This window comes from Novosphingobium sp. FG137, from assembly GCF_057809735.1.
The window spans coordinates 1045200-1064848 of the sequence record NZ_JBMDKN010000001.1; the positions used below are offsets into that span (position 1 = coordinate 1045200).

Here is a 19649-nt window from a genome sequence, read left to right on the forward strand (position 1 = left end):
TTGCCAAGAGCGTTTAAAGATATATCTTAGAGCCATCATGAAGCATCAAGGATATGCAATGCGATTTCACAGACACGGCCATGATCATGGCCACAAACACGGCCTCGGGCATCACTTCGCCATGAAGATGATGGCGCGCGGCTTCGGCGGAGGCGGCTTCGGGGGATGGGGCCATCGCGGCGGCGGTTTCGGCGGTGAGGACTGGGACGATGAAGGCCCAGGCTTTCGCGGCCGCGGTCGCCACGGCGGGGGAAGGGGACGCATGTTCGGCCCAGGCGAATTGCGCCTCCTCCTGCTCCTCCTGCTCGATGAACAAGACCGCCACGGCTATGAGCTGATCAAGGCCATCGAGGAGCTCGCCGCCGGCGCCTATGCGCCCAGCCCCGGCGTGGTCTATCCCACGCTCGCGCTGTTGGTCGATGAAGGCATGATCACCGAGGTTCCGGGGGAGGGCGCCCGCAAGGCCTTCACCATGACCGAGGCCGGCCGCGCCGAACTCGCGCCCCGGATGGAAGAAGCCAAGGCCGTCGTCCAGCGCCTCGGCGATTTCGGCAAGGCCCGGTCCGAGGCGGAAGGCCGCAGCGGCAGCCCGCCGCTTCGCCGCGCCGTCGCCAATCTCATGCTCGCCCTGCGCCACAAGGCCGGCGGCGGGCTGGATGAGGCCACCGCGCACCAGATCGCCGATATCCTCGACGAAGCAGCGCGCAAGATCGAACGCCTGGGAGCCACGCAATGAGCAGCGCGATGAGCAGCGCACGGGCCATGGTCGCCACCCAGCATGCCAGCAAATACCTCCAGCAGGTCTGCAAGCACTGGGAGCACAACCTCGCCGTCACCTTCGATGCGCAGCAGGGCACCGTCACCTTCCCCCGCGATGCGCGCGGCGCAGCGTGGGCGGGAGATGCGGTGGTCACCTTCACCGCGCACCCCGAAACGCTCGAATGCCACATCGCCGCCAGCGAGCCCGGCCAGCGTGACGGCCTCAAGGGCGCGGTAGAGCGCCACATCGACCGCTTCGCCTTCCGCGAAACGCTTGGCTGGGAATGGTTCGATCTGGACGGCTGATTGCCAGCGGCAAGGGCAAGGCGTAGGCTGACCAAAACCACGGGGTCAGACCTCAACCCGCTCATGCTGAGCTTGTCGAAGCATCTGGCACGACCGCCGCGCCAGCACCCTTCGACAAGCTCAGGGTGAGCGGAGTTGGGTGGGGTGGCCTGAATGGGACAGGAAGCACAAAGCAATGCCCCTGAACGCAAGACCGCAAACCCCCGCATCCTTCTGGCTCGTCGCGGTGCTCAGCCTGCTGTGGAACCTGTTCGGCTGCTACGATTACCTGATGTCGAAGCTCTCGCCTGAAAGCTACTTCGCCAGCATGGGCATGAATGCCGAAAGCGCCGCCTATATGGCGAAGCTTCCCGCATGGCTCACTGCATTCTGGGCGCTCGGCGTCTGGGGCTCGCTGCTGGGCTCGCTGCTGCTCATTGCCCGCTCGCGCCAGGCCGCCCCGGCCTTCGCGCTTTCGCTGCTCGGCCTCGCCGTCAGCCAGCTCACGCAGGCATTCTGGCTCCACCCACCGCAGGCCGCGCCGGTGGGACTCGTGCTCACGATCTGGAGCGCGCTCGTCTTTTTCCTGATCTACGCGCGCAGCATGGCAGCCAAAGGCGTGCTCACCTGATCGCTACATCGCTGCCCCGGCTCCCCTTGCCGCAAATCACGATTGCATCCGTATCGGATATTCGCGTCGCGCGCCCATCCATGACACTCTCCTAGGTAATAAGCCCTATCGGGCTGTGGAGAGCTGATGATGGTAGGGACCACCACCTTCAACGTCTTCGTCGATCGCGCGTCCGGCGCCTTCGATGTGAGCGTCGATTACTACATCCCCGGCTATAACGATCCGGAGACCTTCGAGCAGTTCTACGAAACCACGTGGAATTTCTCCTACTCCGGCTCGGACGGCTCCTATGGCTACGGCGGCTACGGGTGGGACAGCGGCTTCGGCTCCATCAGTCTTGGCTTTGCGGGCGATACGATCGCCGACGGCAACCTCGATTTCTACGCCGTCAACGGTTTCAGCGGCGAGGAAGCGTCGGGCCGCTTCCGCATCCTCAACGCCGCGCTCGCGCAGAACAGCGTTACCCTCACGGCGGCCGTCACCGATGGCGATGCCATCCTGCTCGGCGGCGCGGGAAATGATGCGCTGACCGGCGCGGGCGGCAACGATCTGCTCGATTCCGGCGGCGGGGCCGATACGCTCATCGCCGGCGCAGGCAACGACAAGCTCGACGGCGGCAGCGGCGCTGATCGCATGACCGGCGGCACGGGCGACGATACCTACTACATCGACGATACCGGCGACAGGATCGTCGAAGACATCGGCGGCGGTCATGATCTCGTCTTCTCGACCATCAGCACCATTCTTGCCCCCAATATCGAGGACCTCATCCTCTGGGGTAACGGCCCGCTGAACGGGACGGGCAACGGCGAGGCCAACGCCCTCTACGGCAACAACGAGGCCAATACGCTCTCCGGCCTCGGCGGTGACGATGTGCTCTATGGCTATGACGGGAATGACAAGCTCGAGGGCGGCCAGGGCAGCGACCGACTCGACGGGGGGAGCGGCGACGACCTCATGACCGGCGGTACGGGCGATGATGCCTATGTCATCGACAGCGCCGGCGACCGTATTGTCGAGGCAGCGGGCGGCGGCGTGGACGAGGCCCGCATCGATGGCCGTTCCACCTATTCGCTTGGCGCCGAAGTTGAAAACCTCACCAATCTGGTCGCGCTGCCGGTCTTCACCGGCATCGGCAACGGGCTCGCCAATGTGATTTCCGGGGCGGGTGGGATGGACCAGCTCTTCGGCCTTGGCGGTGCGGACCGGCTGGTCGGCGGCGATGGCAACGATACGCTCGAGGGCGGTTTGGGCGCAGACCAGCTGGTCGGCGGCAACGGCACTGATTACGCCAGCTATGCCTCGGCAGGCGGCGCTGTCACCGTCAACCTCGGCGGCCTCCCCGGCACGGGCGAGGCGGCGGGCGATACCTTCTCCAGCATCGAGAACATCATCGGCAGCCGCTTTGCCGATAGCCTCACCGGCAATGCCGCCAGCAACTACATCTTCGGCGGGGCGGGAGACGACAGCATTGCAGGTGGCGGCGGTGCCGATTGGTTCGTCGGCGGCCTTGGCGGCGATACGCTGGTGGGCGATGGCGACGACGGTGCGAGCTATGCCGGTTCCACCAGCGGCGTTACCGTCAATCTCGCCGCGCAGACCGCCAGCGGCGGCGATGCTGCCGGCGACGTGCTGACCGGCATCCGCAATATCATCGGCAGCGATCAGAACGATACGCTGACCGGCAATACCGATGGCAACATTCTCGTCGGCGGTGGCGGCCTGGATCGGATCGACGGCGGCAACGGCAATGACGTGATCCGCGGCGGCGCGGGGGCGGATACGCTGATCGGCGGTACGGGCATCGACAGGCTCGATTACACCGGCTCCGCCGCTGCCGTCACGGTCGATCTCGGTGCTGGCACGGCCAGCGGCGGCGATGCCACCGGCGATACCTTCTCGGGCTTCGAAGGTGTCGAGGGGTCCGCTCTGGGCGATACGCTCAAGGCCGGCGCGACCGGCAGCACGCTGATGGGCGGTGCCGGTGCCGATACGCTGACCGGCGGTGCGGGCCGCGACACCGTCATCGGCGGCGCGGGAGCCGATACGATGAACGGCGGCGGCGACATCGATACCTTGAGCTACGAGACCTCGACCACATGGGTCTCGGTCGATCTCAATTCCGGCCAGGGCTTTGGTGACGATGGGCAAGGCGACAGCTTCACCGGCTTCGAGAACCTGCGCGGCGGCCGCGCGAGCGATGCGCTCTATGGCAATGCCGGGGTCAACACGATCACGGGCGGCGAGGGCGGCGACTATATCGACGGGCGCGGCGGCAACGATGTGATCCTTGGCGGCACCGGCGATGATGCCTTCGTGCTCGGACCGGACAGCGGCTGGGACCGCATTCGCGATTTCACCGCAGGCGGCACCGAGGACCGGCTGCTCATTGTGTGGGACAGCCGCTATGATACCTTCGCCGAAGTCATGGCCGCTTCCAGGCAGCAGGGCAGCGACACCATCATCTCGCTCGCACCCGGCATCGGCATCGTGCTCGAAGGCGTGCTCAAGGCAAACCTCACTGCGGCCGATTTCGTGTTCTGAGCGGGTGGCTTAGCCGAACGCTCAGCGCTGCTTCAGCGCGTCCTTCTGCCGGATCAGCCTGAGGTACGTGTCCGCCACGGCCTGGTTGATCGCATCCCAGCTGAAATCGAGGCTGCGCCTCTCGCCTGCCGCGCCATGCGCTGCGCGCAGCGCGCCATCCTCGACATAGGCGCGCAAGGCCTCGGCAAACTGGTGCAGCGCGCCCGGCGCGATGAGGCGGCCCGAAACGCGATCGGAAACGAGGCTCTGGCTCCCGGTGGCCGCCGCGGCCACCACCGGCACACCGCAGGCCATCGCTTCCAGCGTCACGTTGCCGAACGTCTCGGTCACCGATGGGTTGAACAGCACGTCCATCGCCGCCACCGCGCGGCCCAGATCCTTGCCGCCCTGAAACCCGGTGAAGACAGCGCCCGGCAGCCGCGCCTCGAACCATGCACGCGCCGGGCCTTCGCCCACCACCATCACCCGGTGGCGCGTGCCATCCTTCGCGCTCCGGCGGGCGAGCTCGTCGATCGTGTCCGAAAACACGTCGAGCCCCTTTTCCATCACCAGCCGGCCGAGGAAGCCGATCACTACCTCGTCATCGGCAATGCCCAGGCTGCGCCGCCATTCCGGATCGCGCCGTCCGGGATTGAAGATCGTCCGGTCCACCCCGCGTGACCACAGCGAGATGTCATAGTTCATCCGCTCCTCGCGCAGCACTTGCGCCATCGATTCCGAAGGCGCGACCAGCGCATCGCAGCGGCGATAGAACCGCCGTAGCAGCGCAGTCAGGATCGGCTCCAGCCAGGCCATGTTGTAATAGCGCGGGTAGGTATCGAAGCGGGTGTGCACGCTCGCCAGCACCGGCAATCCGCGCCCTCGCGCCCAGCTAACGGCGCGGTGTGCGGCAGGGTCTGGCGATGAGACGTGGACGACATTGGGCTGAAACGCCTTGAGATCGGCGCGCGCCTTGCGGCCCAGCGAAAACGGGATGCGGTATTCCGCGCGCCCCGGCACCGGGAACGAAGGCAGCCCCACCAGCTTGCCCATCGATGCGAACGCGGGCTTGCGCACCTTGGGCGCATAGACGTGAACTTGCGCCCCCTGTCGCTGGAGATAGCCCACCAGCCGGTTCAGCGCCTGGTTCGCCCCGTCGCGCACATAGTTGTAATTGCCGCTCAGCAGCGCCACGCGCAGCCCCTTCAGCGGGGCGTCCACGGGTGATGCGTCCTGCGCTGGTTCTACAATGGCGGTCTCGGCGGCGGTCTCGGCGGTGCGGTCCATCCGCGCGCCCATAGTGTCTTTTGCCCCCATAAGGAAGGCGCACCGGTCACCTGCGGGCGCATGCGCCGCGCAAGTGACCGGTGCGAGCAGGGTTATCGTGAAAGCGTAGGGGTGCGACCAGACCCGAGTTTACCAGCCGCGCCAGCCTCCGCGATGCTCCCAGCGTTCGTGTTCGCGCCAGCGCCGCCACTGTTCGTAGCGCGGATCATAGCCCCGCCAGCCCGGATAGGCGCGGTAGGCCGGATAGGCACGATAGACCGGATAGGCGGGGTAATACCCGCCATAATAGCGCGGCCGATTGTCGTAACGGACATAGACGTCCGAATTGTTGTTCGAGGCGATCGCCGCGCCCACGGCAAGGCCGAGCACGCCCGCGCCGATCGCCACGGCGGTATCATCGCCGCGCCGGCCGTGTGCCTCTGCCGGCACTGCCATCACCATGCTGCCGGCGGCAAGCGCGGCAGCGACAAGTCCTGGTTTCCAAAGCTTCATGGCTCTTCTCCTGCGCGGGGCCGGTCCCGGGCCTGCGCTCATGCGTGGAAGGGAGCACTACCGCCCTGAACCGTTTCTGAAGCGGCGCGCCCGATGCGGCGCGCCGCCCCGAAGACGGGATCAGTTGCCCCGGTATTCGTCCTGATCGGTGTCCGGATCGCGATAGCCGCGCCGGTCGTAGTACCCGTCGTTGCCCTGCGGATAGCCATCGCGGCTATAACCCGGCTGCCCGCCCTGATAGCGCTGGTCATAGGGATCGCCATTGTAGGCGCCCTGCCAGCTCGGCTGGCCCCGATACTGATTCTGGTACTGAACCTGGCCGCGGTAGCGGTTGTCGTAGCGGCGGTCGTAGTGGTCGCGGTTGCGATTGCTGTTTGCCGCCGAAACGATGATCGCGCCCAGCGCCAGCCCGATGATCCCGCCCGCAATCGCCGCCCCGGTGCCGTCGCCGCCGCGGTGGTGGCGATAGCCGCCATAAGGATCGGCCATGGCCGGCGTGGCACTGGCGAGCGCCGTGGCGGCAAGGGCGATGGCAAGCGTCCCCTTCTTTGCAAACCTCAACATGGTCCGTCTCCTGAGGCGAAGGAAAGGCCGACTGGAACATCCCGCCGCGATTCGTCGCCGTCGAAGATCTGTCTAGGCCTCGCTGCCTGAACGGAGGTGGGATAGCGCTTGCAGGATTTGTTCAGATTAAAGGCCTATTTGCTGAACATCTCTGTCAACCGCCACCCGGTCTACTTCGCTCGGAAGCTAAAAAACCTCTTGGAAACAGATGGGTAAAGACATTCCTCAGGTCCAGCATACCCGGCAAGCAGAAACGCCGGATTTTCGCAGGGCCATGGCGGACCGTTGCCACCTGAAAGAATCCGAGCGAAGCCGTCATGACGATTAGCGATATCCAGAATGCGCTGGCAGCGCTCTGCGCGAACGAGGCCTGGGGCTGCCTTATTCCGGGCGGTTCCGGCTGACCCACAGTCCGGCGCGCGCGTCGTCATAGAGCGAGCGCATTTCGGACCGTGCCAGCATCGGCATCAGATTGCGCTCGAACCCGGTGAGCCACCGCCGCAGCTCGGCCCTCTCTGGCGCGCGCGACCCTGCGGCAGGTTGCAAGGCGCGTGATGCGGCCAGCAGCCGGTCCCGTTCCCGTGCAAGGCCCTGTCCGGCGTAGCGCTCGTTGATCAGTCCCAGCTGGTGGCGTGCCCCGGCCACGGCAATCGCCGCTGTTTCCGGATCGCCCGCAGCAGCAAGGCGCTCCGCTGCCATGACCGAGAGCCGCACGAGTGCAACTTGATCGGCAAGACGGCGCGGCTTTTCCTGCTCCGCACCGCAATCGCCGATCGCGCGGACATAGGCCGCGAGCGCAGAAAGCGCCGCAGGCGAAGGCTCGCGCCCGGAAAACTCCTCGACGATAAGTCCTCGCAGGAACCGCTCGAGCGCGCCGGAAGCAGGATCGCGCGAGACTTTCACCGGATAGGCCAGATCGGGGATCGGCTTGGGATCAAACCGCCCGTTGGCCCGCGCCAGGCTGAAGAAGCTGGAGCTGACATCCGCCGTCCCGGGCCCTGCTGAAACACCGTCCAGCTGAAAGTGCGGATTGCGCCGCCCGTTGCTGTGGCAGCTCGCGCAGCTCATGTCCGCGCGCGCGGCCTGCCCACCCAGCAGCATCGGGGCGTTAAACAGCGCCTCGCCGATCATGACCTGCGCATCGCCCGCTGCCGCCCGCGAACACATCGCCGGCTGGCGGGTCAGCGCCGCCGCCTCATGCCCGGGCGCAATCCAGATCAGTGCGCTCAGCGCAGGCGCGCCGGCGCCCCACGCGCTCGTTGCCACGATCAGCGCCAGCGCGGCGCTGGCCGTCAGGAGGCGGATTTGCCTGACTCCCGCAGCCAGCGGCGCAGTTCGTCGGCCTGCTGGCACCCGAAACCGCACAGGCCATCCAGCCGCGCGAGGTGTTGCCGCGCTCCGGCCACATCCCCCAGCTCCAGCTTGAGCTCGCCGTAGTATTCCAGCGCGCCGCGATGGTTCGGCGCCACCGCCAGCGCCATCTCGTACCACCCGCGCGCCGTTTCATAGCGGTGGAGCTTGCGGTTCGCGAAGCCGAGATAGGTCAGCACATCGGGATGCGGCCCCGCCGCCCATAGCGAGCTTTCCAGCTCGGCAATGGCCTCGCCATAGCGGTGCTCGTTGATCTTGCTCACCGCCGAAACATAGACAGCGTCGATCGAAGCGAGCGGCGCGATGGCGCGCTGCGGCGCAAAGGCCTGCGGAGATCCTGCCATCGCGGCATCCACAGCCGCAATTGCCGCATCGAGGCTGGCCGCATCCGGGCACGTCGCGGCGCACTGCGTCTTGCGCGCGGTGAGCATGTCGCGCTGCTCGCCCGCCTTGGCGGTATCGCCCAGCTTCGCCAGCACGACGCCGAGATCGCGGTGCGCATCGATCATCGTGGCATCATGGCGCACCGCCTGTTCCAGCGGCCGCTTCGCCTTCTTGAATTCACCCATCTGCAGATAGCTCGAACCAAGCAGATACTGCGCGGGCGCATGCGTCGCCACCACATCGGTCACATGCCGGAAAGCCGTCACCGCATCCTTGAAGTTCTGCGCCTGATAGGCAGCAATGCCCTTCTGGTATTCCGCTGCCGGATCATATTGCGGCGCAGACTGGCTCGGCGCCGACATGCCGCCGCCCCCGCCGCCACCGCCCGCCGCGATGGCCGGCCCTACCGGCAAAAGGATGAGAAGGGTTCCAAGGGTAACCGCACGAAGCCCCACGCGACCTGACATAGCCCTGCTCCCGATCCTGGCGCCGCCCGGCAAACGCAGCGCTTCCGCATAAGACATACCATGACAGGCAACGGTTCGACGCAGGGATTTGTTCTGTGTGGGGCGAGAATTTTTTAGATTGTGTACTGGCAGGATCGCCGGGCTTGCGCAGAATCAGCCTCGTGCCACTCCGTCACCCAGGGGTCTAGCTGGCGGCTCGCACAATGCTCTGAAAGAAAACGCAATTCGCCACGTCAGCTGATGTGGAACCGGAAGCTGCCGCTCTGCTCACTTGCGCCGATGCGTGTTCGCCAGCGCAATCCGCTCGGCCTCCAAAATGCTGGCGTCGTGCTGAAGGCGCAGTTCCTTGATGAGCAGGACCCAGCGCTCATAGCTGTCGACGCAGAGCCCGATTGAGCGCGATCTGTTCGTCTTTCGGTGGAAACTGCATGTTCGGCACCATCACGCGGGTCACCATTCAGCGATACTCTTGCACCACCGCAATCTCGCCAACGATAGCGCGGTTGAACGCCTCCAGTTCTTCGGCCGGAATCCAGTATTCCCGATGCGCCCGTCCTCCGGCGTCCTGCACCGCGTATCGCGAGAGGTAGTCACGCCGTACCTCAAACCGCGTGACAAAACCCGCCCCGCTGGCGCGAACATTCCAGTCCCGCGCTATCTTGATTGCGTATTCTTCCGTCGTCACCGGGTAAAAAATTGGCTGCTCGGGCAAGCGCGGTGGAAAGGCCTTCATACCAGCTTGCCGGATGAGCTCGAGTTCAGCCGGTCCGACCGGACGCCACAGTGTGATGGTTTCCTCAGGCATGTGACAAGCATGTCAGGGCGCGGCGTTCATTTCTACCCACTACCGCCTCCCCGAACAGAAAGGGCGGCCCGCAAAGGCCGCCCTTCCATTTGATCCCGAGCCCGAGCCCGCGTTCATCGCTTGATGCGCGGCATGCCCATGAAATCGCCCTTGCCCACCTTCACGCCCTGCGCGCGCAGGATCGCATAGGCGGTCGTGGCGTGGAAATAGAAGTTGGGCTGCGAGAACGAGAGCAGGAAGTTCGCGCCAGTGAAGGGCAGCTTCATCTCGCCAAACGCAAACAGCGTGTCGCTCTCGCCCAGCGCTTCGAACTCCGCCGGGTCCAGTGCGGAAAGCTCGGCGATGGCGCCCTGGATGGCCGCGTGGAGGCCCGCGAAGTCGGTCGGCCACGGCGTCAGATCGGGCGCAAAATGGCCAGCCCTGACCCCCGCGACGGCCCCCACCGAATGCGCTGCGCAGCTCTTCACCTGATAGCCGAACGGCAGCATGTCGGGCGCGAGGCGCGCGTCGATCAGATCGCTTTCGCCGCGCCCATGCTCGGCGCAGAAAGCCTCGGCCTTGTCGAGCAGTGCATCGACCGCGCGCAGGATCTGCAAGTTGGAAGGCACAACGGCGTCGTAAAGCGAAATCGGCATATGTCCTGCTCCGGTTGTTTCGGCGCAGGCTATGTCATTGCCGGGCGGTCAGGTCCATGCCCGCTGGCCCCAAACGAAAAGGGCGGCCCGCAAAGGCCGCCCTCCCTGTATCATCAGAGGCTCGGAAAGCTTACGCCGCTTCCTTCTTCCGCCCGGCCTTCTTGCGCTCGTGCGGATCGAGCAGCGCCTTGCGCAGCCGGATCGACTTCGGCGTCACTTCGACCATTTCGTCGTCGTCGATATAGGCGATGGCCTGTTCCAGCGTCATGATCTTCGGCGGGGTCAGGCGGATCGCATCGTCCTTGCCGGTCGAACGGAAGTTCGTCAGCTGCTTCGACTTCATCGGATTGACTTCGAGATCGTCGGGCTTGGCGTTCTCGCCGATGATCATGCCCTCATAGAGCGGGGTGCCCACGCCCACGAACAAGATGCCGCGCTCTTCCAGCGGCCCGAGTGCATAGGCCACCGCCTCGCCCGCGCCGTTGGAGATCAGCACGCCGTTCTTGCGACCTTCGATCCGGCCCTTGTAGGGGCCATACTTCTCGAACAGGCGGTTCATGATGCCGGTGCCGCGCGTGTCCGAAAGGAACTCGCCGTGATAGCCGATCAGGCCGCGCGAGGGCGCCGAGAAGGTGATGCGCGTCTTGCCGCCGCCCGAGGGGCGCATGTCGGTCATCTCGCCCTTGCGGGTCGCCATCTTTTCCACGACCGTGCCGGCGAACTCGTCGTCAACGTCGATCACGACGGTTTCATAAGGCTCGGTCCGGCCGCCGTCCTCGTCTTCGCCATAGAGCACGCGCGGGCGGCTGATGCCGAGCTCGAAGCCTTCGCGGCGCATCGTCTCGATCAGCACGCCCAGCTGCAGTTCGCCGCGGCCCGCCACTTCGAAGCTGTCCTTGTCTGCGCTCTCGGTCACCTTGATCGCCACGTTCGATTCGGCCTCGCGCTCCAGCCGGTCGCGGATCATGCGGCTGGTCACCTTGGTGCCCTCGCGCCCCGCCATCGGCGAATCGTTCACCGCAAAGCGCATCGAAAGCGTCGGCGGATCGATCGGCTGCGCATAAAGCGGCTCGGTCACGGTCGGATCGGCGATGGTGTTGGCCACCGTCGCCACGGTCAGGCCCGCGATGGAGATGATGTCGCCCGCCTTGGCTTCGTCCACCGGCACGCGCTCAAGACCTCGGAACGCCATGATCTTCGAGGCGCGGCCCGTCTCGACGATCTTGCCGTCGCGGTCCAGCGCGTGGATCGGCGAGTTGACCTTGATCGTGCCCGACTGGACCTTGCCGGTCAGGATGCGGCCAAGGAAGTTGTCACGGTCGAGCAAGGTCACGAGGAACTTGAACTGCCCGTCCACGTCCGCAGCCGGCGGCGGCACGTGATCGACGATCTTCTGGAACAGCGGGTTCAGCGTGCCCTCGCGTGCTTCCTGGTCTTCGCTGGCATAGCCATTGCGGCCCGATGCATAGAGCACCGGGAATTCCAGCTGCTCGTCATTGGCATCGAGGCTGACGAACAGGTCGAACACTTCGTCGAGCACTTCCTGCGGGCGGCCATCGGGGCGGTCGATCTTGTTGACGACGACGATGGGCTTGAGACCCAGCGCCAGCGCCTTGCCGGTCACGAACTTGGTCTGCGGCATCGCGCCTTCGCTGCTGTCCACCAGCAGAATCACGCCGTCCACCATGCTCAGGATGCGCTCCACCTCGCCGCCGAAGTCGGCGTGGCCCGGGGTATCGACGATGTTGATATGCGTGCCGTTCCACTCGACCGAGGTGCACTTGGCGAGAATGGTGATCCCGCGCTCCTTTTCGAGGTCGTTCGAATCCATCGCGCGCTCTTCCACGCGCTGGTTGTCGCGGAACGTGCCGGACTGGCGGAACAGCTGGTCCACCAGCGTGGTCTTGCCGTGGTCGACGTGCGCGATGATCGCGATATTGCGCAGGGTATTGGACATGAAGACGCTTTCGATAGAATCACGAGATCAGCGCAGGCCGCAGGCAGCACGCCGTGCCCAGCGTTGAGGCCGGGTCATCGGCGCGCGCTTACCCGGAATTGTGCGATGCGGCAAGGGTGGCCAGCGTGCAATGCGCAGCAACCCTTGCCTCAAACGCCGATTGATGGCTCTACCTGCCGTAACGGTATCACGAAAGGCCCCTGCGCGATGAACTGGATGCTGCTGCCCTACCGCCGCTACGGCGAATTCACCGGCCGCTCGCGCCGCCGCGAATACTGGATGTTCGTGCTGTTCTGGGTGCTGGTCTTCGTGGTGCTCAACGCGCTGTTCGGCACCAACGAGGTCGCCCGCACCTCTACGGACTTTGGCACCGGCTTCAGCTATGGCAGCCGCCTGACGGGCGGAGGCGGAGCGATCGGCAGCCTGTTTGCGCTGGTGAGCTTCATCCCCGCGCTCGCCGTTTCGGTGCGCCGCCTGCACGATCAGGACCGCACCGGCTGGCTGCTGCTGCTCATGTTCCTCCCCTTCTTCGGCGGTTTTGCGCTGCTCGTCCTGATGTGCCTCGAAGGCACCCCCGGCCCGAACCGCTACGGCTTCGATCCCAAGAACCCCAACGATATCGACGTGTTCCGGTAGAGCAAGCGCAACCTGATGCCCCCCTCCCGGAGGGGAGGGGTTGGGGGAGGGGGTTCGGCCTCTCGTGTGTACGCACCGCCGCGCGCCCCCACCCAGCCTCCCCCGAATGGGGGAGGGGTCATAAATCAGAGCGCCCGCAGCGCCTCCGCCGGCCGGGTCCGCAGCACCGATAGCGATCCCGCCACCGCCAGCACCATCACCAGCGCCACGCCTCCGGCCAGAACGCCCAGCACGCGGCCCCAGTCCGGCGCCCAGTCGAACTCGAACAGTTCCACGATCACCAGCCATGCGGTACCGCCGCCCAGTACCAGCGCCACCAGCGCCAGCACCGCGCTCAGCAGCGCATATTCCGCCGCCAGTAGCGCGAGGAGCTGCCCCCGGCTCGCGCCCAGCACGCGCAGGATCACGCTGTCATACTGGCGCGCCGCCCGCGCCGCCGCGATGGCGCCAGCCAGCACGGCAAGCCCCGCCAGCACCGCCACGCTCGCCGCGGCAAAGATCGCAGTGCCAACCTGCCCAAGCAGCGTGCGCGCCTGCCCCAGCACCGGCCCCACCTCGATCACCGAGCTTTCCGGCAGCGCCTTTACCAGCCCCGAAAGGATCGCGCGGCGCACCGCCTGCCGCTTTTCGGGCGCGGCAAGGGTGATCGTCGCGGCATACGTGTGCGGCGCGTCCTCCAGCGCATTGGGGCTGAACACCAGCGCATAGTTGAACCCGAACGAGGCCCAGTCGATCCGCCGCAGCGACGCCACCCGCGCCTCGCGCTCGGTGCCGAGCAGGCTGATGCGCAGCTTGTCGCCCACCTTGAGGCCAATGGCTTTCGCCTGGTCCTCATCGACCGAAACCAGCGGTTCGCCCTTGTAGTCCTTCGGCCACCAGCGCCCGGCACTCAGCACGTTGCCTTGCGGGATATCCTCGGCATAAGTCAGCCCCCGGTCGCCGCGCAGCAGCCACGATTCCTCGGGGATCGCCTTGAGCGCCGTCACCTCGGTCATCGCGCCTTCCGGCCCATAGGCCAGCACCGCGCCGCGCATCGAAGGCACCATGCGCACCGCCGCGCCCGGCGCCTCGCGCCGCACCAGCGCCTTGAACGTTTCCGCGCCCGCGCCGCGCGGCACATCGAGCACGAAGTAATCCGGCGCCCGCTGCGGCACGCGCCTGGCGATATTGGCATCGATGCTCGTTTGCACCGCCGCCAGCAGCACGAAGGCCGCCAGCGCAAAGCCCAGCGCCACCACCAAGGCCGATGTCTGCGCCCCCGGCCGGTGCAGATTGCCCAGCGCCATGCGCAGCAGTGGCCGCTTGGGCCGGGGCAGCCGCGCTGCCAGCCACGAAAGGCCCCGCCCGATCAGCGCAAGCAGCGCAAACACCGCCGCCGCCCCGCCGAGGAACCCGGCTGCCAGCATAGGCTGCGGCGAGGTCAGCACCGCCAGCGCCGCAATCCCGCTCAGTCCCAGGCCCACCGGCGCCGCCCACAGCGGAACGCGCCAACCCCTGCCCAGCGGCGAAACCCGCGCGCGCAGCAAGGCCATCGCCGGCACCCGCCGCGCGTCCAGCAGCGGCGGCGCGGCAAAGGTCAGCGCGATCAGCAGGCCATAGGCTCCTGCCACCGCCAGCGCGCCTGCGTCCACGGTAAACCCAGGCGGGATCGGCAGCAGCCCCTCCAGCGCCCGCGCCAGCAGCGGCGTGATGCCCACGCCCAGCAGCAGCCCCAGCGCAATCGCCGCCAGTGCCGCCGCCGCGATCTGCAGCAGGTAGATCCGCACAATATCGCCCGCATCGGCGCCAAGGATCTTCAGCGTCGCAATGCTCGCCCGCCGCGCCTCGAGGTACGAGGAGACGCCCCCCGCAATCCCGATTCCCGCAATCCCCAGCGCCGCCAGCGCCACCAGCACCAGAAACTGCCCCATCCGCTCGACAAACCGGTCCAGCCCCGGCGAGGCCTTGTCGCGCGTGCGGACCTGAAAGCCGCTGCTCGCAAACCGCGCCTTGAAGCTATCCGCCAGCGCCGCCGGATCGGCCTTGTCCGCCAGTCGCAGGCGGTACTTCCACCGCGCCATCGAGCCGACTTGCACCAGCCCCGAGGCGGCGAGCGCTTCCTCGCTCACGATCACCGTCGGACCCAGCGCAAAGCCTTCGGAAAGGCGGTCAGGCTCGCCCGCGATCACGCCGCCGATGATGAGTTCGGCCTGACCGATCTTCAGCCGGTCGCCCGCCTTGACCCCCAGCCGGTCGCCCACGCCGGGATCGATCCACGCGGTCATCCCCTGCGGCGCGCCTGCCTTGCGCCCACCTTCCACGGTGAACGCGCCATACAGCGGCCAGCGCGCATCGACCGCCTTAAGCTCCACAGGCACCGCATCGTCCGCACTCTCGGCCCGGCGCGCCATCGCCTGCAAGCGAACCCCCTGCGAAACCGTGCCCAGCCCGCGTATCGCCGCCAGCTCGTCCGCTGCCGCCGCGCGCCCCGCCAGCGTCAGCTCCAGATCGCCGCCGAGCATCGATTGCCCGCGCGCCGCCAGCTCACGCCCGATCCCGCCCGTCAGCGTGCCGATCGCGGAAAGCGCCGCCGTCCCCAGCACAAGGCAAACGATCAGCAGCCGCAGCCCGCGAAACCGCCAGTCCAGCCCCCGCCTTGCGAGCCGCCACGCCAGCGCCCAGCGGCTCACGAGCCATGCCCCAAACCCAAAGACCCGCTCACCCTGAGCCTGTCGAAGGGTGCTCGCGCATCCTCAGTCCCATTCCGGCTCACAACGCGCTGTCCGAAACGATCTGCCCATCCTCCAGCCGCACGATCCGCCCGCAGCGCTGCGCCAGCGCCTCGTCATGCGTCACCATCAGCAAGGTCGCGCCCACTTGCCTGACTTGCGCAAACAGCAATTCCGCCACCGCCCCGCCATTGGCATGGTCAAGATTGCCCGTCGGCTCGTCGGCAAAGACCAGCGCCGGGCGCGGCGCCAGCGCGCGGGCAATCGCCACGCGCTGCTGCTCGCCGCCCGAAAGTTGCGCCGGATAGTGCCCCATGCGGTGCGCAAGGCCCACCGCCTCCAGCGCCGCGCGCGCGCTCGGCGAAGCATCGCGCACCCCCGCCAGTTCCATCGGAGTCGCCACGTTTTCGAGCGCAGTCATTGTCGGCAGCAAGTGGAACGCCTGCAGCACCACCCCGATCCGCCCGCGCCGCGCCGCCGCCAGCGCATCCTCGGAAAGGCCCATGAAGTCCTGCCCCGCCACGCTCAGCGAACCGCTTCCCGCGCGCTCCAGCCCCGCCAGCACCGCCAGCAGCGAGCTCTTGCCCGAACCCGAAGGCCCCAGCAGCGCGACCGTCTCCCCCGGCATGACCGCAAGGCTCACCCCGCGCAGCACATCCACCCGCGCCTCGCCTTGTCCAAGGCTCAGCGTCAGATCACGCGCGTCGATGACGGGGGCTGGGATCAGGGGGGCAGGGGAGGGCGAGCCGGTGGCGGAACTTGTCACTTCCCGCTATTGCCACGAATGGGTTGCACCTCGCAACCTAGCCCTTGAGGACTCCCGATGCGCCGCCTGATCCCGCTGCTTGCCCTTGCGATTGCCGCCTGTTCCCAACCAGCGCCGCCGCCCGAAGCCCTCCAGACGAAGGCCGCCGCCGCCGCGCCCGCCATCCCTGCCGATGCCCCTGTCATCCTCGCCTTTGGAGACAGCCTCTACGCTGGCTACCGTCTCGCACCGGGTGAGGGCTATCCGCCCCGCCTCGAAGCCGCGCTCAACGCTGGCGGCATCAAGGCCCGCGTCGTCAATGCCGGCGTCTCGGGCGATACCACCGCCGCCGCGCGCGAACGGCTCGCGTTCACGCTCGACAACCAGAGGCGCAAGCCCGCGCTCGTGCTTGTCGGCCTCGGCGGCAACGACATGCTGCGCGGCCTGCCGCCCACCGAAACGCGCGCCAATCTCGATGCAATCCTGACGGAACTCGACAAACGCGACATCCCCGCGATGCTCACCGGCATGCTCGCCGCGCCCAACATGGGGAAGGACTATGTCAGCGCCTTCAACCCCATTTTCCCCGCGCTCGCCGCCAAGCACAAAGCCCCGCTCGTCCCGTTCTTTCTGCAGGCGGTGATCGGCAACGACAAGCTCCTGCTCGATGACCATATCCACCCCACGGCCGAAGGCGTGAACCGGATCGTCGCGGCGACCAAAGACGATGTGGCCAAGGCGCTCAAAGCGGCGACGGAGCGCTAGGGTCCGCCCTCACCATCTTCACATAAACTTCGTCATTGCGAGCGTAGCGAAGCAATCCAGAGCGCCGCGCACTACCGCCCTGGATTGCTTCGCTACGCTCGCAATGACGACCCGTGGGACCTACTCCCGCACCACCGCCCCATCCGCCACGCGCCACATCGCTGCGTCCGCGCCCAGACCCTCGAACGGCGCAAGCTCCGTCCCTGTCATCCACACTTGCGCGCCCGCCTCGGCCAGCCGCTCATACAGGGCCGCGCGCCGCACCGGATCGAGATGCGCCGCGATTTCATCCAGCAGCAGCACTTGCGGCCGCGCGCCTGCCGTCAGCGCCGCATGGGCGAGCACGATCGAAATCAGCATGGCCTTCTGCTCGCCGGTCGAACAATCCGCCGCCGGTGCAGCCTTGGCCGCCAGCGTGACGCCCAGATCATCGCGGTGCGGGCCCGTCAGCGTCCGCCCCGCCGCGCGGTCCCGCCGCCGCCCTTCGCGCAAAGCCGCGCGCAAGGCCTCCGCCTCAACCGGCCCGCCCGCGACATAGGCCAGCGCCGGCCGCGCAAACGGCGCCTCGGGCAGATCCGCCAGCGCGCCCGCCAGTCCAGCGATCAGTCCGGCCCGCGCCCGCGCCAGCTCCGCGCCCGCTTCGGCGAGGCCGACCTCGATCCCGTCGAGCCACAGCGGATCAGGCTCCCCCGGTCCTTCCAGCAGCCGGTTCCGCTCGCGCAGCGCCGTCTCATATCCGCTGGCGACCCGCGCATGCCCCGGCTCCACCGCCAGCACCAGCCGGTCGAGGAACCGCCGCCGCGCCCCCGCGCCTTCGGCAAACAGGCGGTCCATCGCAGGCGTCAGCCAGGTGATCGAAAGCCATTCGCCCAGCCGCGCCGCCGGCCCTTCCGCGCCGTTGATGCGCACCGTCCGCCGCCCCGGTGCTGCGGGCGTGGTCGCGGTCGCAAGCGCCATGTCGCCGCCGCCGAGCTCCGCCGCCACGGCAAAGCTGCCATCCCCGCCGCGCGCCGCCATTTCCGCCGGCTGCGCACGCCGCAGGCCGCGCCCTGGTGAGAGCAGCGAGATCGCCTCCAGCACATTGGTTTTCCCGGCGCCGTTCTCCCCGATCAGCACGTTGAAGCGCGCTGTCTCCTCCAGACGCGTCGCGGCATGGTTGCGAAAATCGCGCAAGGTGAGGCGGGTGAGGGGCATCATTCAGCCGTTAGATGGTTTCTCTCGGAGGCGCAAAAGGAAGGGGTCTCGCGCAGAGGCGCAGAGGCGCGGAGAAAATGATTTTCGCGCAGAGATCGCAGAGTTCGCAAAGATGTTGAGTGCGCCGCAGGCTCTCATCTGAGAAACGACCTCAGGAAATGTTAGCGCGGCTTCGCCGCAAGATGAACATCTCAGCGATCTCTGCGCACTCTGCGCGAACCAATTTTCCCTTTATCCGCGCCTCCGCGCCTCTGCGCGAAAATCTCTTCCCCGCGCCGCAGCGCAAGTCCCGGAACCCTAACCCTCACCCCGCTCCAGCAGCCCATGCTTCTTCAGGCAGTGCCGCAGCTGGTCGTAGGTCAGGCCCAGCGCCTTTGCCGTCTGCCGCTGGTTATAGCGGTTGCGCCCCAGATGGTGCTCCAGGATCGCGCGCTCATGCGCATCGACCGCGCCGCGCAAGTCGCACACGCCATCCAGATCGTGCTGAACCACAGGGGCAGGGGCCTCCGCCGCTGCGCTCCCCGCAGCCTTCACTGTTGCTGCCGCCGCCCCTGCCGGCCGCCACGGGCTCTCGAACGGATCGAACTGGATATGCCCGATCGCGCGCGAAGGGTCGTCCCAGCGATAAACTGCACGCTCCACCACGTTGCGCAGCTCGCGCACATTGCCCGGCCAGGCATAGTCTTCCATCTGCTTCGCCACGTGCGCGGCAAAGCCCGGCCATGAAGGCCAGCCCAGCTCTGCCGCCATGCGCCGCGCATAGTAGTCGGCCAGCACCGCAATATCCCCCTCGCGCACGCGCAGCGGGGGGAGCGTGATCACCTCGAAGCTCAGCCGGTCGAGCAAGTCAGGCCGGAAGCGCCCTTCGTCGGCCATTTTCGGCAGGTTCTCGTTGGTCGCCGCCACGATCCGCACATCGACCATGATCGGCTTGTTCGCCCCGATCCGCGCCACTTCGCCATATTCCACCGCGCGCAGCAGCCGCTCCTGCGCGCCCATTGAAAGCGTGCCCAGCTCGTCGAGGAACAGCGTGCCGCCATGCGCCTCTTCAAACCTGCCCGCCCGCGCCCGCGTCGCCCCGGTAAAGGCGCCCGCCTCGTGTCCGAACAGCTCCGCCTCGATCAAGGTCTCGGGCAGCGCTGCACAGTTCATCGTCACCAGCGGTTCCTGCCACCGCGTGGAGAGGCGGTGGAGGCGTTCGGCGATCAGTTCCTTGCCGGTCCCGCGCTCACCGATCACCAGCACCGGGCGGCGCATCGGCGCGGCGCGGCTGGCGCGCTCCACCGCATCGAGGAAGGCGCTCGATTGGCCGATGAACTGGACTTCGCGATCCATGGAGCGCCCCGCTTCGTAGTCTGTCCCAAGGTCTAGCAGAAATTCCCAAGCCTAGGCAAGAATCCCCACATAAGCGATTTCGCTGATCCGCCAAAACGCCGGAATT

General features: G+C 67.0%; 20 protein-coding genes. 7 read left to right on the forward strand and 13 right to left on the reverse strand.

The window, feature by feature from the left end:
• Positions 1-13: 13 nt before the first annotated feature.
• On the reverse strand, positions 14-244 hold the full coding sequence (locus ACODS2_RS04760) for a hypothetical protein (RefSeq protein WP_488997776.1): 231 nt from the start codon (positions 242-244) through the stop codon (positions 14-16).
• 18 nt (positions 245-262) lie between these two features.
• Between ACODS2_RS04760 and ACODS2_RS04765 the strand changes: the two genes are divergently transcribed.
• The 4 genes from ACODS2_RS04765 to ACODS2_RS04780 all read left to right on the forward strand — a co-directional run bounded on the left by ACODS2_RS04765 (position 263) and on the right by ACODS2_RS04780 (position 4219).
• A complete protein-coding gene (locus ACODS2_RS04765) occupies positions 263-736 on the forward strand; it encodes a PadR family transcriptional regulator (RefSeq protein ID WP_488997777.1) in 474 nt (157 codons plus the stop codon).
• 8 nt (positions 737-744) lie between these two features.
• A complete protein-coding gene (locus tag ACODS2_RS04770; RefSeq protein ID WP_488997778.1) occupies positions 745-1065 on the forward strand; it encodes a DUF2218 domain-containing protein in 321 nt (106 codons plus the stop codon).
• Between the two features lie 175 nt (positions 1066-1240).
• Positions 1241-1675 (forward strand): hypothetical protein, encoded by a 435-nt coding sequence (locus tag ACODS2_RS04775; RefSeq protein ID WP_488997779.1) that lies wholly within the window; start codon positions 1241-1243, stop codon positions 1673-1675.
• Positions 1676-1801: 126 nt separating this feature from the next.
• Complete coding sequence (locus ACODS2_RS04780) at positions 1802-4219, forward strand: beta strand repeat-containing protein (RefSeq protein WP_488997780.1); 2418 nt, start codon at positions 1802-1804, stop codon at positions 4217-4219.
• A 21-nt stretch (positions 4220-4240) separates the two neighbouring features.
• Here ACODS2_RS04780 and ACODS2_RS04785 read toward each other — a convergent pair whose 3' ends face one another.
• The 5 genes from ACODS2_RS04785 to ACODS2_RS04805 form a co-directional block, all read right to left on the reverse strand.
• A complete protein-coding gene (locus ACODS2_RS04785) occupies positions 4241-5485 on the reverse strand; it encodes a glycosyltransferase family 4 protein (RefSeq protein ID WP_488997781.1) in 1245 nt (414 codons plus the stop codon).
• Between the two features lie 129 nt (positions 5486-5614).
• Positions 5615-5977, reverse strand: a complete 363-nt coding sequence (locus ACODS2_RS04790; protein ID WP_298169496.1) for a hypothetical protein — start codon at positions 5975-5977, stop codon at positions 5615-5617.
• Between the two features lie 120 nt (positions 5978-6097).
• Positions 6098-6541 carry a hypothetical protein gene (locus ACODS2_RS04795; RefSeq protein WP_298169499.1) on the reverse strand — a complete coding sequence of 148 codons (444 nt, stop codon included), beginning with the start codon at positions 6539-6541 and terminating at the stop codon, positions 6098-6100.
• Positions 6542-6922: 381 nt separating this feature from the next.
• A complete protein-coding gene (locus ACODS2_RS04800) occupies positions 6923-7807 on the reverse strand; it encodes a hypothetical protein (protein ID WP_488997782.1) in 885 nt (294 codons plus the stop codon).
• Between the two features lie 26 nt (positions 7808-7833).
• Complete coding sequence (locus ACODS2_RS04805) at positions 7834-8763, reverse strand: tetratricopeptide repeat protein (protein ID WP_488997783.1); 930 nt, start codon at positions 8761-8763, stop codon at positions 7834-7836.
• A 240-nt stretch (positions 8764-9003) separates the two neighbouring features.
• On the opposite strand from ACODS2_RS04805, the gene ACODS2_RS04810 reads away from it, so the two are divergent.
• Positions 9004-9159, forward strand: coding sequence for a hypothetical protein (locus ACODS2_RS04810; protein ID WP_488997784.1), 156 nt, complete (start codon positions 9004-9006; stop codon positions 9157-9159).
• Positions 9160-9220: 61 nt separating this feature from the next.
• Here the strand turns inward: ACODS2_RS04810 and ACODS2_RS04815 are convergent, their stop codons facing one another.
• From ACODS2_RS04815 to typA, 3 genes are all read right to left on the reverse strand, one after another.
• Complete coding sequence (locus tag ACODS2_RS04815) at positions 9221-9568, reverse strand: hypothetical protein (RefSeq protein ID WP_488997785.1); 348 nt, start codon at positions 9566-9568, stop codon at positions 9221-9223.
• Positions 9569-9681: 113 nt separating this feature from the next.
• Positions 9682-10203: a DUF1993 domain-containing protein gene (locus ACODS2_RS04820; RefSeq protein ID WP_488997786.1), complete on the reverse strand. Its 522-nt coding sequence runs from the start codon at positions 10201-10203 to the stop codon at positions 9682-9684.
• A gap of 130 nt (positions 10204-10333) precedes the next feature.
• A complete protein-coding gene (typA, locus tag ACODS2_RS04825) occupies positions 10334-12160 on the reverse strand; it encodes a translational GTPase TypA (RefSeq protein ID WP_421839203.1) in 1827 nt (608 codons plus the stop codon).
• Between the two features lie 207 nt (positions 12161-12367).
• Here typA and ACODS2_RS04830 point away from each other — a divergent pair, with 207 nt between their 5' ends.
• Positions 12368-12796 (forward strand): DUF805 domain-containing protein, encoded by a 429-nt coding sequence (locus ACODS2_RS04830; protein ID WP_488997787.1) that lies wholly within the window; start codon positions 12368-12370, stop codon positions 12794-12796.
• A gap of 125 nt (positions 12797-12921) precedes the next feature.
• Here ACODS2_RS04830 and ACODS2_RS04835 read toward each other — a convergent pair whose 3' ends face one another.
• Both ACODS2_RS04835 and ACODS2_RS04840 read right to left on the reverse strand, forming a co-directional pair.
• Positions 12922-15465, reverse strand: coding sequence for an ABC transporter permease (locus ACODS2_RS04835; protein ID WP_488997788.1), 2544 nt, complete (start codon positions 15463-15465; stop codon positions 12922-12924).
• A gap of 79 nt (positions 15466-15544) precedes the next feature.
• Positions 15545-16270 carry an ABC transporter ATP-binding protein gene (locus ACODS2_RS04840; RefSeq protein ID WP_488997789.1) on the reverse strand — a complete coding sequence of 242 codons (726 nt, stop codon included), beginning with the start codon at positions 16268-16270 and terminating at the stop codon, positions 15545-15547.
• 57 nt (positions 16271-16327) lie between these two features.
• Here ACODS2_RS04840 and ACODS2_RS04845 point away from each other — a divergent pair, with 57 nt between their 5' ends.
• A complete protein-coding gene (locus ACODS2_RS04845) occupies positions 16328-17014 on the forward strand; it encodes an arylesterase (RefSeq protein ID WP_488997790.1) in 687 nt (228 codons plus the stop codon).
• 120 nt (positions 17015-17134) lie between these two features.
• On the opposite strand, the gene recF is transcribed toward ACODS2_RS04845, so the two are convergent.
• Both recF and pspF read right to left on the reverse strand, forming a co-directional pair.
• Positions 17135-18208 (reverse strand): DNA replication/repair protein RecF, encoded by a 1074-nt coding sequence (recF, locus tag ACODS2_RS04850; protein WP_488997791.1) that lies wholly within the window; start codon positions 18206-18208, stop codon positions 17135-17137.
• Between the two features lie 297 nt (positions 18209-18505).
• A complete protein-coding gene (gene pspF / locus ACODS2_RS04855) occupies positions 18506-19543 on the reverse strand; it encodes a phage shock protein operon transcriptional activator (protein WP_488997792.1) in 1038 nt (345 codons plus the stop codon).
• Positions 19544-19649: the final 106 nt, after the last annotated feature.

Coding starts and splice junctions, on each gene's coding strand:
- ACODS2_RS04765 (WP_488997777.1), top strand. CDS start 263: ATGTTCGGCCCAGGCGAATTGCGCCTCCTCCTGCTCCTCCTGCTCGAT.
- pspF (WP_488997792.1), bottom strand. CDS start 19,543: ATGGATCGCGAAGTCCAGTTCATCGGCCAATCGAGCGCCTTCCTCGAT.
- ACODS2_RS04790 (WP_298169496.1), bottom strand. CDS start 5,977: ATGAAGCTTTGGAAACCAGGACTTGTCGCTGCCGCGCTTGCCGCCGGC.
- recF (WP_488997791.1), bottom strand. CDS start 18,208: ATGCCCCTCACCCGCCTCACCTTGCGCGATTTTCGCAACCATGCCGCG.
- ACODS2_RS04785 (WP_488997781.1), bottom strand. CDS start 5,485: ATGGACCGCACCGCCGAGACCGCCGCCGAGACCGCCATTGTAGAACCA.
- ACODS2_RS04775 (WP_488997779.1), top strand. CDS start 1,241: ATGCCCCTGAACGCAAGACCGCAAACCCCCGCATCCTTCTGGCTCGTC.
- ACODS2_RS04845 (WP_488997790.1), top strand. CDS start 16,328: ATGCGCCGCCTGATCCCGCTGCTTGCCCTTGCGATTGCCGCCTGTTCC.
- ACODS2_RS04805 (WP_488997783.1), bottom strand. CDS start 8,763: ATGTCAGGTCGCGTGGGGCTTCGTGCGGTTACCCTTGGAACCCTTCTC.
- ACODS2_RS04780 (WP_488997780.1), top strand. CDS start 1,802: ATGATGGTAGGGACCACCACCTTCAACGTCTTCGTCGATCGCGCGTCC.
- ACODS2_RS04810 (WP_488997784.1), top strand. CDS start 9,004: ATGTGGAACCGGAAGCTGCCGCTCTGCTCACTTGCGCCGATGCGTGTT.
- ACODS2_RS04830 (WP_488997787.1), top strand. CDS start 12,368: ATGAACTGGATGCTGCTGCCCTACCGCCGCTACGGCGAATTCACCGGC.
- typA (WP_421839203.1), bottom strand. CDS start 12,160: ATGTCCAATACCCTGCGCAATATCGCGATCATCGCGCACGTCGACCAC.
- ACODS2_RS04770 (WP_488997778.1), top strand. CDS start 745: ATGAGCAGCGCACGGGCCATGGTCGCCACCCAGCATGCCAGCAAATAC.
- ACODS2_RS04820 (WP_488997786.1), bottom strand. CDS start 10,203: ATGCCGATTTCGCTTTACGACGCCGTTGTGCCTTCCAACTTGCAGATC.
- ACODS2_RS04815 (WP_488997785.1), bottom strand. CDS start 9,568: ATGCCTGAGGAAACCATCACACTGTGGCGTCCGGTCGGACCGGCTGAA.
- ACODS2_RS04795 (WP_298169499.1), bottom strand. CDS start 6,541: ATGTTGAGGTTTGCAAAGAAGGGGACGCTTGCCATCGCCCTTGCCGCC.